The following is a 13,754-nucleotide window of genomic DNA, read 5'->3' as shown; positions in this document are numbered from 1 at the left end:
GACTGACAGTTGTCTGACATTATACTGACAAATTGCTGTCAGACTCTAATTCTTTTTCAATTTCTTCAATGGACGGCAGACTACCACGGAAATCACTTGGTAAGGCTTGTCCTAATTCATAGTCGGAGATTCCAATAGGCTTCTGAATATCACGCAAAGCATATTCAGCCTTAATGCAGTCTTTACTCTTGCAAAGCAATAGCCCGATAGTACGGTTGTCTCCTTCACGGCAAAGAATGTCATCCACGGCAGAACAGTAGAAATTCAACTTGCCGATATACTCCGGCATGAACTCCGTGTCTTTCAGTTCAATCACCAAATACCTGTGCAGGAAAACATTGTACATCAATATGTCAATATAGTAATCATCGCCTGACACATTGATGTGATATTGTCGTCCCATAAAGGCAAAACCTGCACCCATTTCTACAAGGAATTTTTCCACATGCTTTACCAGACCGATTTCCACGTCACCGCTCGTTATATTGGTCGGTGAAAGTCAACATGTCGAATATATATGGGTCTTTGAGCATGGATTTCACATCGTTTGCTTCCGGGATTGGCAAAGTCTCCGTGAAGTTGTTTGCCAAAGCCCCATGTTTGCCATAATCATCAAGCCTGATGGCTTCTTGTAAATAGCGTGTATTCCAATGTGATGTGATACACTGCACCATGTACCAATACCGGACACGAACATCCTTGACCTGCTGCAAGAGTATCAGGTTATGGGTCCAGCCCAAATGTTTGATGGGAAGAGTAAAATTATACTTTTCCAATTGCGCAATCACTGATTGCATAATTGGAGCATCCGTCTCTTTCACTATCGTAAGCTCCTGATTATATTCGTTGAAAAACTGTATCATGCACTGCATATTGCGCACGGAGAAACCTTTTATCTCGGTATAATCGTTCCTCAAGTCCACAGCCAGCCGTTGCAAGGTCTTTTTGCCTCAACCGTCGGCATCTTGGCTTTGTTGTAACATTTCGCCGATGTCCCAATACATCCGCAACATCTCTTCATTGGCGGCATAGATTGCCCTTTGCTGTGCAACCAATACCCTTTGCTTGATTTTGCGGAGCAATGCCGCACATAACCACGAAAACTATCCGTAAAGTTTTCAATATCTTGCCTGTCTGTATTTTTAGCCATATTCTACATATATTTTTTACAAAGTTACTCTTTTCATTTGACTATACACCAATAAGCTCTCCGTATTTTGAGTGTATTTCTTCGTGAGGCTATCTTTTATCTTCTCATCGAAAAGCCTCTCTTCTGTTGCCGGTCATACTGCCCTTCCATCACGTTATCGACTTCTCGTCTGGCTTTGATTTGCTCCCGGTTATCCAAATTTCCTTTTTGCTTGGCAATGATATACAAGAAATCTCCGGCTGCACGGTGCGACTGTTTGTCGTCACCGAACAGGTTAAGGGCACTCTTGATGTCCGACACCTGTTCTGCATCAAAGCGTGGTTTGTAATAATCCTTTGCCAGACGGATAATGCCGTGTACTGCCTTGCGGAAGATGTCGCTTGTTTTGAGCAGCAGGAAACTGAGACAGCCGATAATGTGGTTTTGCCACGAAATCCGATTTTTGAGCCTCGTGGTTTCCTCCGTATGCGCAGCCTCCCGGCGGTTGAGTTCCGACAGGTGCTTGGCTTCCAGTTCCATCCGTTCACGGTGATGGTCGTTCTGCATGGTTTGGATTTTACATTGCAACCGCTCAATGGTTTCCTCATGCGTGGCTATGATTCAAAATAAGTATGCGGTTTGTACATATGATTGCCCAGCATAAGATATATTTTACCATTCAATCGATTCAATATACTCTCCCACAATAATATTTTAAGTTCTTTATAATAGAGCACTTATGCTCTTAAATCTTTCAACAACATTATCGCTGACTCATATTTTATTTTTCTATTAGCGAGTCATGCTCACTGCTAATTCAAATATTTCTTGATTGCTTTCATCGTTTTCTCCCGCAAGGTATACAGATGCTATTTCGATCCCCATCTTCCTCAGCCAATTAAAAGATTGTATGGCTGTCTTTGATGTATTCTTTGAAGTTCCTATTTAAATAATAGAACATAAAGACTCCGAGTTTATAACTCACCTCGCAACTTTTTTCATCAACAGTAGCGAACTTGGGTCGAATCTTAAACTCCTTCTCAATGAAGTCTGAAATCTCTTTATAGGTCTTACAGCTTTCATATTATTTAAGTTTTAATGTTGCTTTCAATTGTTGTAATCCGAGGCTTGCTCCGCTTTGGATATGGATACATTCTCGGTTGCACCCCTCAGGCAATGCGACCTCAGAAGGGTCAATAATGTATAATTCACATTTTGGCGGTATCATCTTCAAAAGTTCTGCAGCTGGATAGACCAACATCGTAGAGCCTACTACAATAAAAACATTTGCTTGCTTTGTTGCCTCTACAGACGCTTTCCACAGCCGTAGTTCGATATCTTCGTTGAAGAATATTACATAAGGTCGCAACTGTGAACCATCGGGTGCCTTATCACCAATATGAATATTAGGATTGTTATGGTCAATCTCATACGATTCATATGGATGTAATGTAGAAGCATTCTTCAACGCTTCACCGTGGAGGTGAATTACATTCGTTGAGCCTGCCCGTTCGTGAAAGTCATCGCCATTCTGGGTAATCACTGTCACCTCGTACTCGTCTTCCAACTCTGCAATAATGTAATGTCCTTCGTTAGGCTCTTTCTTCATAATCAAGCTGCGAATGAGATTGAAAAAATCGAGCATCCGCTGCCTCCGTTCGTTGCAGTCACTTCGTCTTCCACAATACCACGAACTGCGTGCGGCTACAGCCTCGATGTTGAGCGTATCCCACAAACCGCCTTTGCCACGAAAAGTGGGTAATCCACTCTCGCGGCTCATACCGGCTCCGGTATAGAAGACAAGTTTACACATACTATTTCTGTGGTTTATGCAACGACATTGTGTAGCCACATCTGATACATTTTGTGCCGGACAGAGGTCTTGCCCCAGGGTAAGTTTCCTCATACATAAAATGGTGGTTGTCTCTCACGTAATCGTGGTTGGGACATTTCAGTCCACGTACTTCTTTTACCTTCTTCATATGGATATTATTTATTGTTACTATACAGAAACTTTTCGCTCGAATTACTAACCCTTTTCTTTTATAGAGTAGTAATCCGAGCGAAATATATCTCTGTAAGAAAATAAATCTTACGATTTATGGAATAAGTGTAAACCATTGATTCAATATATCTTCCACTTGTGTTCTAATTTCAGGTGTCACACGATGCTTAACGCGGTTGTAGGCAATTGCTAAAGTCGCAACATTATCTGCCAAACCTAATATTCCGAACTTGTTTCGGCTCAACAAATCCTTTGGCAAAAGCTGATATGCCAACGCCCCAATGATAATTACTTTGTCTACAACCGGTGTCGTGGGAGCTTTAACCACATAATATAATTCCAAAACAGTACGCGTGGTCTCTCTTCCAGCCTTGACAGCGTATTGTTTAATATATTGCCAGAGTTGTTCTGGACTTCCAAAGACGTTGCTTAATATATCCATATATTCAATGTTTAAATTTCAGTTTACTATATAGATAAAAGAACACTCGGATTTCTATCTTCAGAAATCAAATCCAAGTTTACGACCTTTTCTGCGCCACTCCTCATCATCCTTTTCAAACTGATCAAGCATTTTCTCTGTATTGGAGATAAAATCATCTGTTTGATTGAGTAAAGCAGCAGTACGCAGACGAAGTTCTATACGCTGCCTCACAAACGATGACTCTGATGCACTTGCCCCGATAGCATTCATCACTCTGCGAAAGCAGGCGTCAGAGTTATCCAACTTAACTCCACACTGCTCAATAGCACGGTCTAATGACTTTTGTCTATCTGTCAAAATATTCCAACTCATATCATTTTATCTTTTTATTGTTAATCTAACAATCTTATATAGGCAGTACATCAAATATACCGGGGTTATGAAGAACCCTAAAAATATTGATATTGCAAGTTTAATCAAGAAATGCCCAAATATGGCTTCAAATGTAAACCATACGAATGTCATCGGTGCAAATTATGACAATCTACACATTGGGCTACAGCGGGTCGTGTTGGATGGTAATAACAATTCATTTAATCTATATTTCTTGAAACAACCGGATACCTGGCCAATCTATTAAATTCATTTTGAATCTTATCCATAACCAGTTTATCCAATTTGTTTTGTTGTATCATTCCCCAAAGCTGTGGTATCGCAAAAGGCCACCATACACATACTGTCAATGCCGTAGGGATAGCTTGCTGACCAAATATACCGACACTCGCTTTCACATATACATGTGGGACAGCTGGTGATATTCTGATTTTCAAAGCCGTCTGCAAGCCTAAAACCGCCTTAAACAGATTTCCTTTCTTAATTGAAATATCCCAATCTCCTGAAGGTAATTTAATCCCATCAACTTCATATCCATCATAACGCAAAGAAGACATTAAACTATTTGCAACCGTATCCGAATAAGGTGCTACATCACAGAATAACTTTGTCGATCTAAAAAGTCCCATACTTCGTTTTTTTTCTATTGATGATGTAAAGGAGTGAAATCTATCATTGGCCGGATTGTATCATTCTTTTTAAGAATACTTTATTTTTATCTGAACCGATAATTTCAAAATTCGCTGATTGCAAAAGCTTAATAGATATAACGTTGTCTTTGTAGACTTCACTCTGTATAAAATCACAACTCAAATTTTTCAAAATAAAGCTTACTGCTTCTAAGATGCACTCTTTCATTATGCCTTGTGAACGGTAAGCCGGATGCATAGCATAAAATAACGTCGGTTTGTCAGGTATATCCATTATGGCTATAAACCCCACAAGTTTAGCATTTAAATAAATCCCCCAAAGAAAGCCTTCATTACGAGTCACATAACAACTAAAAGAATATAAGAACTGTTTTATGCCATCTTCTGAAGAAACAAGATCATTCAATTCTCTGAGATAACGTTTGGTCGCATCGTCATCAAATATCTGCCGCAATATTGGAATGTCAGTATTATTGATACAACTCAATACGCATCTATGCGTTTGTATTTTAGGATATGCATTCATTTTATCAGGCCTCTTTCTGCCATCTCGCAATATAAAAACATGAAAATCTGTGCATATACCCGTTCATTATGACACAAGATATCCCATTGTTCATCCGAATATTCAACTGCTGTCAAACACATGTCGCACATTCGAATGGCTGGACAATATTTACAACGTTCAACACGCTTATGATAATATTCCTCTACAATCTCATTTGCACGTTTCCAATCTATACCATTCTTGACATTCCCAATTCGATATTTATCGGCTACTTTTTCACATATCCCAATCTGCATTTGAGAGTCAATATATATCTTTGAATTGATGGGCATACAAGTTGCCATTGGTACTGATTGTCCTGCGTCTATAATTGGACGATCTTTCCAATAAGCGAGGCATTCATCCAAAAAGATTTTAAGAACAACCCAATCTTGATGTTTCTCATATGCGTCTAATATATGTAGATAAAGTTGTTTTGTCTCTTCGTAGTCAACAGTTTTTACCCCATTGATAAAATTAGGGGATAATCCATGAATATTTGAAAGAACGAAACTTTTCAGCAATCCATCGCTATTCCATTCTCGTGCAATTTGGATAATGTCACTAAATGCCACCAATGTCATTTGCAATAACACACATGGAATATATTCAGGATAAGTCTCTTTTATATGGCTCAATGCACTATAAACTCTTTCATATGATCCATTCCCCATGATGTCAACGCGATGTTTATTATGAAAAACTTTAGTCCCATCGATTGAGATTGCCAACTCTACACTATTTATTGAAAGCCATTCAATTTTTTCATTATTTAGCAACACACCATTTGTTGAGATAGAAAAATCCACATTGTTTCCCCAACGCTCGCGCCCTCTTATTATTGCATATTGAATAAGTTGGTATTGCAACAGCGGCTCACCTCCATAAAACGCAATGCGTAAACGTCTATTCCCAGCTATCTGTTGGATAAAATCATATATAACATCAATGTCTCTACCTGTTAATGTATGACTACCGTGAATACGATTGTTTACATAGTCTCCGGAATAGCAACAATATGTACATCTGAGATTACATTGTTCTGTTATACCGATAATAAACATTTCTATTTCAGACATAGTATTGAACTGATTCAGAGGATTGAAACGCCAGGTATAATCACTTTCATCCGCAACTCCTCCTACTATTTCATTCGTTCTACGCAAATAGGAATAGATGTTTCCTCGAATGGTCTGAATATGCATATGAATTAATCTTAACTCCTTCTTCCACATTTATTTGCCGAGCAATGTCCGCATCTTAAACACTTTGCCTGACAGGCAGCCATGCCCATAGCCTGGATAGCTGCTTTCTTCTTATCCTCCTTTATTACATTATTATTAAGAATAGGAAGAATGCCACCATAACTTACTTGATTATTTACTTGTGTGTACATAACTTAATATTTAGTGGTTATACTCGTTTGATGATTCTATCATATTCTCCTGAACTATACCAATTCCATAATTCTCCTGCTCGGACAACTAACCACGGCATAGCTGCCGCATTAATGGATAGATATTTAATTATACTATCCATCATTCCCGAATGATTGTTGTTGAAATCCATTGCCTGCTGAATAAAAGACTTTATATGAATCCGGCCATAGCATTTCTTCGGCAGACCTGCCATTTTTATCATTGTAGTAAGAGCTACATTTATGTCTTGGCAACATAATAGACCTATACGATCCGCCGAAAAATCAGAGATACGATACCAATTTAATAATGGCATTTTTACTAAACTCATCCATATATTCAGATCAGAGTTCGCTATAGGCATATACATTGCTTCTGTAAACATATGGTATGATTTATGACCGCATTTTATATGTCCGAGTTCGTGTCCAATCATAAAATACAGTTCTTCAGGAGAAAGCAAATCCACAGTTCCTGATTGTAATATTATTCTCGGCTTTTGCTCTCCTACGGAAAATGAGCAAATATCATAATCCCAGTCAGTTGAACAGGCCGGTACATTTTTTATCTCAAGTAACCGACAAGCCTCCACAACATGTCTATGTATATTCGGTAAACTTTTATCTGTTACATTTATACCTTCCGCAGAATATTCAATTGCAGCATACTTTTCCATTATGCTACCGACCGTCTTATCAACTATTGATTTAAATCCTGGAATTTTTCTCAATTTATCCAATGTTGATTTGTCCTTAGGATGTAGAATGGCCGAAATATCTAATCCTTTTATTGTAGTTCTAAGTTTCATATCCTGGTGCTTCTATGATTATCAACCTCCACCCATAGAATAGTCTCCTTCAGCATACAATATACGCTTACGACATCGTGAACAACTGATTAAAGTGCGTGTTTCATTGGGCATTTCTGAAAGAGGATTGAGGGTACCACATTCCGGACACACAATGTAGTAAGACTTACAATGCTCACAATAGTGCAAATCTAATGTCCTAAAATCTGCTTTTTGTTTATTAGAGCGCGATTCACCAGACCAAAAATGGTCAACACCATTTATAATCGAACCGCAAATAGCAAGACCAAGTCCCTCTTTTGATTTCAAATCCTTGAACTTTGACCAAGGACGAAGTTCCCGCAAACACTTTTTACATTTGTGTGGCATATTATCTATTTATTTTTTGAATATCATATATAGTAAGTATTGTTCTGCCAATTTTGCGTTCCATACCATTCTTGGTTATAGGTACGCTTGTTTGACGGCTAATTTTCTGTTTAAGTTTGGTTATCCCCAATGCTCGTTTCCACGAGAATGAGGCTCTTGGTATTTTTATTTTGTTCATACTTCTTCAGTTTCAGGTGTAATCGGTTTCACCTTTGACATCTCACTATCTTTCCATTTGGCAATGGTAGCATCAGCAACCTCAATTTGAGCGTTCTTAACTTTTTCAAGAATATCACTCTTCAATTCGAGTTCTATCTGATGCTGTTTTTGAAGTTGTTCTTCACGTGTTTTCAACTCAATATCATGCATGTTACGAATGCGTTCCATATACTCATCAGATTCAAGGTATGCCATCACCTGTTTTTCTTCTGCTTGAATCATTCTATCATAAGAGCCGACAGGTGTAACAATCTTTACTACGGTAGGAAGAATTTCAATAATAAAAAACAGCAGGCGAATCATCCACAAAAAGAATAACTCAGTAGGCAAATTTCCATTCGCATCTCTTTTCCAAACTGCATATTCGAGAATACGATAGTTCTGTATGAAGTGATTTCCTTTATTTGATGTCTGCCGAAAATCCTGAATAATCTTTCCTCTCTCAGTAGCCAAAGAATCACGTGTATCCCGATTATGAGCCAAACGTTCAGATTCCCTTACATAGTCCGTGGTATTTTGAGCAATCTGTCCCTCTGCAATAGAGCGTTCCCCTTCAAGTTCTTTAATCCTTTTATTGATTTTATCATTCCATGCTTTCTTCTCATTTTCCATTGTGCGCCAATGTGGGCGTCTTAAATCTTTTAGACGAGTTATTTCACTAGTATATATAGCAGAGTCTATAGCGTTCTTTGCATTCGCCAGATTCCTTTGTGTGGCATTGATCTGATTATTATAATTGTTGTACTGGTTCTGGGCAGTTGTAAACGTATTTGTTGTTGGTTTATTCAATTTGTTTCGCTCTACCTGAATCTGTGCATTCAATGAACTGACATTGCCCCTTAAACCTATATTTAGGCTATCCAGTCTGCTCATCGTCGAAGTAGACAAATCAATCTCGCCACTCAAAACTCCTTCTTCTCTATGAGCACGTGTACTTTCTGATAGTTCCTTAGCCGAACTTTCATCAAAAAAGAATTTTTGTTCTGCGATGAAGTCCTCGAAAATAACCAACTCTAATGGAATCGATACCATAAAAGCAATGATGCATGCCAATGCAGAACGAGAGAGCAGGGGTACCCAGAACTTCTGTTTCTTGGCTGATGGATCTTTCTTTAATGTAATGACAAGACTCCGGTCGATACAGAAAATCAACAAAGACCATATTAAACCAAACAGCATTGCCCAGCCTAAACTTCCGGAAGATTCGTCGCCGCTCTGTGTAAAATACCACGCTGCAGATGTTCCCGCACAAAAAGCAATAAACGCAGTCATCAGAATTGTCGCACCAATGGCAGAAAACTTTTTATGGTCTGTTCTGCATTTTTCAAGAATATCCAATTCTGCTCCGGCAACAGTCCACAGAAATCTTTGAAATTTATTTCCCATATATCTCTTCCTTTTTATTTATACACAAGTATGTAGTATAACTTTTCTTATATAATTGTATCGTTAATGTCCAATATATCAGACTTACCAATATGCCAAAAGCCAAAGGCAAAATCATATTTTCAATTGACCAATAAATGTCAATTGCTTTCTTACCGTAGTTGGATAAGAGTGTCCAATCTAAATTTAGATAGATATATAGCATTGCAGGCAATAGCCCAATTAAAAGACATAGAAATGCTCCAATCCATTTTATGATTACAAGATGGTCTCTATAATCAATAAAATGTTTAATTGACGTATAAAGCAGCCATACAGATCCTACGCTCATTATCAAACCAATCGAAACAAATAATCTTATTGTCCAACTAGGTGCTATTATCGCAAGAATGGCATTTATACCTATGATAGCAAATAAAACGATGCTCAAAATCACCGTTGCATTGTGCAACAAGGCTTTGTACTCATTCGTAATATACTTATCAGCACTATTCATTATAGTTTTATCTTTAGGGATAAAATATTCTTCAATCTATTCCAAAGTCCCTTTTCAAACATCTTTTTTGTAATACCCTGTTCCGTTGGGGAGAGCATCCATCTATCCAAATCAGTCTCTTTAATAGATGTTATGAGTGGGGTTAAATCTATTTCGCAGTTTGGAATTTGCAATCTTGATAAACTGTCTGATACTTTGACATCAAGTTTCGGAAGTGAGCGTACTCCAACGCTTAACATTTGCTCCTTAATTGATATCGCATTGCTTGCTACCAAACGATATGTTATGGCCCTATTGGGGAATACTTTGATGGAAGTTTGTTGGGTAACATCAATATCATTAGGATAGAGCATTATATTATCTGCATTTGCAACGTTCCATCTTAACTCCACGGGTTGGGACTCTAAGGTGTGTGGCATATCTGACAAGAAATCATTGATAGCAACCTCTCTTAATACTCTAATTGTTATCTCCTTAGAAATTGATATTTGTTCATCAACTGCAAATACAATAAGAGTATATGTTGTATCTTTTGTAGGAGTTACTTCTAATTCGGTAAATATTGATACATCTATCTCATCGACATCAGACTTAAGCAAAATCTTTTTAGCATAATCCACACTCCAAGATAGTCTTGTCGTTTTGCCCGCCTTTATATTAGAGTGAGAAGAAGAAAAACGACGGATGCTTGGAGATGAGTATGGTACAACCTTCACTGATTGTTTTACCAAATCATAATCGTTATATACAATTAGGTAAAGTTCTAATGCCTTCTCAACAACCAGCTCTACATCTTTATACAATGTTACATCTTTGCCAGCCAGTTCAATCTTGGTATAATTTTCGGCATCCCACTCAATGTAGATTTTACTACCTATAACATATTGTAGTTCCTTAATCCGAAAATATTTGATCTCAGGCTTAAGAGATAAACCATTCTTAGTCGCCTCTGAAAACTCGTATCGACATTTGCGACAAAAGTTTGCAGCTATCGGATTTTCGGCATTACATTCGGGACATTTTTTCATTTCGCTCATAATGCCTTTAGTTATTGGTTAGAGTAAAGGAATAATATTGAGATTCTGCGACAGAAATTGCCGATGATGTAGAATATTCCCATATTTTACAATAGAATTTCAAATTGTGCTTACCAGTCCCAACTTCCAACTCATTATATGGCATGAATATTTCGACATCTGTATACGAACTGCTATCATAGTTAGGTTTTATTGTTTTGTGAGTTGCCGCTTGATTATCTGATGTAGCATAACTTCCATTAGTATCTTTGACCCTATTGCCATTCTCATAGTAGAAATATACGGCACAAGAACCATCTATACCCTTCATGTTTTGCACCGAGAAGTCTACAAGAATTTTCATTCCCTTCACACCATTTTTAAATACATTATGCTCAACTGTTACATCCTTAATTTGGCCTGTGATTTTTTGAGCAACCTGAATAAGATTGATTTTGACTTCCATTCCTTCAGATTTGACCTTAAACCAATCTGTACGCTCTGTTCGTTTAGGGTTCTCTTCATATGAAATAGTAAATGACTCCGTGCCTTGAGTAATAACCCTGAACCAAGATGACAAAGAGTTAATTTCGTAACTATCCGCATCTGTATTTACTTGATAAGTGATTTGTCCTGATGAAGCACTGAGGTTGCTATCAACAACTTTCTTATCATTAACCAATAATCGTTGAGGTTTATATACTGCTTGATCCAAGCACATTGTCACCTCGTCATTCCTGGTTTTGATACGAATGTTTGCAGTTCTATTGCTCTGTCTATTTTTAGTTGCCTTAATTATAAAATACGAGTCATTCTTTTCTAATGTGCACCATTTAGGCAAATCCAAGACTTCATATTCTGATGCATTTGTCTTGACATCATACATAAGAGAGGCTCCATGAGTTGGAATATTAACTGTTCGTCCCTCGTTGGAACCATTTATCAATAGATATGACTTATACCCGAAGATATTAGACAAGAATCTTTCTCCACTATAGTTGCGGTCCTCCAATCGATATGCATAATGGAGAGAAAAGGCTGAAATTATTATGAATACTATAAGGAGAATAATAGTAACTACATTTGTTGCTGATGTTACCGTTCTTTCTACGACCTTATCCTTGTAGATGGTTTGAGAATCATATACAACATTGACTTCTTTAACATCGAATGATGTAGTATTATCTACACGCAATAATATCATTTGGCTATCTTTTACAGTCGCGATAAACCTATTTTGTCCTGTTACATCTCGCCCATTAATAGTTACCTTATCCGCGTTTATTGCATTCCATTCAACAAGGAACTTTCCATTAGATTGTTTCTTTATAGCAAAGTTTTCAATATGACACATATGACTTTTCCCGGGCTTGGTATGCTCGGGAAACCGTGTACCACATTTTCTGCAATAACTTGCAGATTCTGGATTGGACGTTTTACATGAAGGACATTCCTTTGATGTCATGTTACTTTAAACTTGATGCAATAGTTTCACAATCCCAGAAGCCATAATTACACTTACGGCAGAAATTGGCATCTATTGGATTTTCCGCACTGCAATTAGGGCATTCTTTAGTGCCATTCTTATCGTTAATCTTGACCTTTTTATGAACTCGCCTCCATTGAGTTAACTCATAACGGAGCTGCTGATTCTTTTTAACAATCTCATCCAATGTTTTAAGTACCTCGGTCAATTTTTCACTATTCTGTTCTGAAGCAGACACACTGTCTTCAGAATGTTTAATGTGCTCCTGCAAAACAGGGATAAGCTTATTCAACTGCTCAACCATTGCTTCATAGTCACCGATAGACTTATTGACTGCCGATACAAGGTTATTTATATCAGCACTCAACGTTGCTGATACCCTTTCCATTGAATTGGATTGTGACTTAAGGCTGCTTTCAAGTAAAGTAATAATTCTTTGTATTTCAGATTGTGTCGTATTAAGAGTGTCTGAGCAATTCTGGCTTGTAGCAGCAGCCAACCTACTTTCAAAAGTACAAACTCTTTCAAGAAGTTGGTTAGTAAATGCATCATTACCCTCCAGTAATTGGTTATACTTCTCAATAATTGCTTTCCGTAATACTTCTATCATTTCAATTTTCATCTCATCTACGCTCTCTGGAACGTTATTCAGAAATGATTTTATATCATTAGCAACTTCATCAAGTTTCTCTTTCTCTGTTTTTAAATATGCTTGCACTGATTCAGAGTGAGAGAGCAATAACGTATTTATACGTCTGTTTATCTCCTCGTTCGTTTCTGCTAACACCTGTGTGACATTATGTACATACTCATCGGATAATATTTTTACCTGCTCTTTGTTTGATTCATATATCCTACTATAAAATGCGTCTAATTGGTGTATATAGTTGTTCAAAAACGATTTTATATTCGCTTCTTGATTTTGGGAAACCTTTATCAACTGTAACAATGATACTTTTATATCGTTCAAAACCAGTTCGGGAGATTTCTCATTGCCTACTGTTCTTCGATAAAACTCATCCTCTTCCTTTTCCTCATATGCGTAGATAATCTTTATAGCGACAGAACAAACTACCGCACCAATAATACCTATTATAGATGTGGTAAATGCTGGTATTATATTTTTCACTAAAGTATCGACATCACTCAGTGAGCTTGTGCCGCTGCTATCCAAGCTGACCACAATCGCAATAAAGGTTCCTAATATACCCAACGATGTCCACACGTTAGGCACATAGTTAAGCAGTTGTTTTGACCTTAACTTTGTAAAATACAATGCAAAGAAAACTGCTGTGATTGATAGTCCTGTTAATGTAACTATAAGATTCAACTCATCATTGATGGTAGAGATGTTTTCTGTTACTGAGTTTGACACTTCTTGTATGTTAATAGTTTCATCCATAGGTCA

Annotated in this window: 13 protein-coding genes and 2 pseudogenes; all 15 read right to left on the bottom strand. The window is 37.5% G+C overall.

All coding sequences use genetic code 11. The features are described from left to right. Window positions 1-19: 19 nt before the first annotated feature. Window positions 20-1,150 (bottom strand): annotated as a pseudogene (locus RB604_RS14005) (PDDEXK nuclease domain-containing protein). Window positions 1,151-1,246: 96 nt separating this feature from the next. Further along, window positions 1,247-1,747 (bottom strand): annotated as a pseudogene (locus tag RB604_RS14000) (mobilization protein); the annotation flags it as partial. A 466-nt stretch (window positions 1,748-2,213) separates the two neighbouring features. Continuing rightward, complete coding sequence (locus RB604_RS13995; protein ID WP_055294599.1) at window positions 2,214-2,942, bottom strand: SIR2 family NAD-dependent protein deacylase; 729 nt, start codon at window positions 2,940-2,942, stop codon at window positions 2,214-2,216. Window positions 2,943-3,228: 286 nt separating this feature from the next. After that, window positions 3,229-3,576 (bottom strand): YkvA family protein, encoded by a 348-nt coding sequence (locus tag RB604_RS13990; RefSeq protein WP_005932460.1) that lies wholly within the window; start codon window positions 3,574-3,576, stop codon window positions 3,229-3,231. A gap of 60 nt (window positions 3,577-3,636) precedes the next feature. Continuing rightward, a complete protein-coding gene (locus RB604_RS13985) occupies window positions 3,637-3,930 on the bottom strand; it encodes a hypothetical protein (RefSeq protein ID WP_005932463.1) in 294 nt (97 codons plus the stop codon). Between the two features lie 221 nt (window positions 3,931-4,151). After that, complete coding sequence (locus tag RB604_RS13980) at window positions 4,152-4,580, bottom strand: hypothetical protein (RefSeq protein ID WP_005932465.1); 429 nt, start codon at window positions 4,578-4,580, stop codon at window positions 4,152-4,154. A gap of 43 nt (window positions 4,581-4,623) precedes the next feature. Then, complete coding sequence (locus RB604_RS13975) at window positions 4,624-5,127, bottom strand: GNAT family N-acetyltransferase (RefSeq protein WP_055294597.1); 504 nt, start codon at window positions 5,125-5,127, stop codon at window positions 4,624-4,626. After that, window positions 5,124-6,353, bottom strand: coding sequence for a radical SAM protein (locus RB604_RS13970; RefSeq protein ID WP_005932471.1), 1,230 nt, complete (start codon window positions 6,351-6,353; stop codon window positions 5,124-5,126). Before RB604_RS13970 ends, RB604_RS13975 begins: the two co-directional genes overlap by 4 nt. Window positions 6,354-6,364: 11 nt before the next feature. Then, window positions 6,365-6,544 (bottom strand): hypothetical protein, encoded by a 180-nt coding sequence (locus tag RB604_RS13965; RefSeq protein ID WP_005932473.1) that lies wholly within the window; start codon window positions 6,542-6,544, stop codon window positions 6,365-6,367. Between the two features lie 17 nt (window positions 6,545-6,561). Further along, window positions 6,562-7,374, bottom strand: coding sequence for a M48 family metallopeptidase (locus tag RB604_RS13960; protein WP_005932475.1), 813 nt, complete (start codon window positions 7,372-7,374; stop codon window positions 6,562-6,564). 543 nt (window positions 7,375-7,917) lie between these two features. Continuing rightward, window positions 7,918-9,348 carry a DUF4407 domain-containing protein gene (locus tag RB604_RS13955; RefSeq protein WP_007480730.1) on the bottom strand — a complete coding sequence of 477 codons (1,431 nt, stop codon included), beginning with the start codon at window positions 9,346-9,348 and terminating at the stop codon, window positions 7,918-7,920. Continuing rightward, a complete protein-coding gene (locus RB604_RS13950; RefSeq protein ID WP_007480729.1) occupies window positions 9,338-9,844 on the bottom strand; it encodes a hypothetical protein in 507 nt (168 codons plus the stop codon). Before RB604_RS13950 ends, RB604_RS13955 begins: the two co-directional genes overlap by 11 nt. Continuing rightward, window positions 9,844-10,881: a zinc ribbon domain-containing protein gene (locus RB604_RS13945; protein ID WP_055294595.1), complete on the bottom strand. Its 1,038-nt coding sequence runs from the start codon at window positions 10,879-10,881 to the stop codon at window positions 9,844-9,846. The genes RB604_RS13950 and RB604_RS13945 overlap by 1 nt, the downstream gene beginning before the upstream one ends. A gap of 7 nt (window positions 10,882-10,888) precedes the next feature. Further along, window positions 10,889-12,325: a BACON domain-containing protein gene (locus tag RB604_RS13940; protein ID WP_005932487.1), complete on the bottom strand. Its 1,437-nt coding sequence runs from the start codon at window positions 12,323-12,325 to the stop codon at window positions 10,889-10,891. A gap of 1 nt (window position 12,326) precedes the next feature. Then, a complete protein-coding gene (locus RB604_RS13935; protein WP_021937029.1) occupies window positions 12,327-13,748 on the bottom strand; it encodes a zinc ribbon domain-containing protein in 1,422 nt (473 codons plus the stop codon). Between the last annotated feature and the right edge of the window lie 6 nt (window positions 13,749-13,754).

The sequence above is a fragment of the Bacteroides salyersiae genome, assembly GCF_031172035.1.
Classification (GTDB): Bacteria; Bacteroidota; Bacteroidia; order Bacteroidales; family Bacteroidaceae; genus Bacteroides; species Bacteroides salyersiae.
This window is presented reverse-complemented; position numbering and strand designations above follow the sequence as displayed.

Bases quoted from the DNA above. Each gene is read 5' to 3' on its own strand.
- RB604_RS13950 (WP_007480729.1), bottom strand. From the start codon at position 9,844: ATGAATAGTGCTGATAAGTATATTACGAATGAGTACAAAGCCTTGTTG.
- RB604_RS13980 (WP_005932465.1), bottom strand. From the start codon at position 4,580: ATGGGACTTTTTAGATCGACAAAGTTATTCTGTGATGTAGCACCTTAT.
- RB604_RS13965 (WP_005932473.1), bottom strand. From the start codon at position 6,544: ATGTACACACAAGTAAATAATCAAGTAAGTTATGGTGGCATTCTTCCT.
- RB604_RS13960 (WP_005932475.1), bottom strand. From the start codon at position 7,374: ATGAAACTTAGAACTACAATAAAAGGATTAGATATTTCGGCCATTCTA.
- RB604_RS13995 (WP_055294599.1), bottom strand. From the start codon at position 2,942: ATGTGTAAACTTGTCTTCTATACCGGAGCCGGTATGAGCCGCGAGAGT.
- RB604_RS13975 (WP_055294597.1), bottom strand. From the start codon at position 5,127: ATGAATGCATATCCTAAAATACAAACGCATAGATGCGTATTGAGTTGT.
- RB604_RS13945 (WP_055294595.1), bottom strand. From the start codon at position 10,881: ATGAGCGAAATGAAAAAATGTCCCGAATGTAATGCCGAAAATCCGATA.
- RB604_RS13955 (WP_007480730.1), bottom strand. From the start codon at position 9,348: ATGGGAAATAAATTTCAAAGATTTCTGTGGACTGTTGCCGGAGCAGAA.
- RB604_RS13985 (WP_005932463.1), bottom strand. From the start codon at position 3,930: ATGAGTTGGAATATTTTGACAGATAGACAAAAGTCATTAGACCGTGCT.
- RB604_RS13940 (WP_005932487.1), bottom strand. From the start codon at position 12,325: ATGACATCAAAGGAATGTCCTTCATGTAAAACGTCCAATCCAGAATCT.
- RB604_RS13970 (WP_005932471.1), bottom strand. From the start codon at position 6,353: ATGCATATTCAGACCATTCGAGGAAACATCTATTCCTATTTGCGTAGA.
- RB604_RS13935 (WP_021937029.1), bottom strand. From the start codon at position 13,748: ATGGATGAAACTATTAACATACAAGAAGTGTCAAACTCAGTAACAGAA.
- RB604_RS13990 (WP_005932460.1), bottom strand. From the start codon at position 3,576: ATGGATATATTAAGCAACGTCTTTGGAAGTCCAGAACAACTCTGGCAA.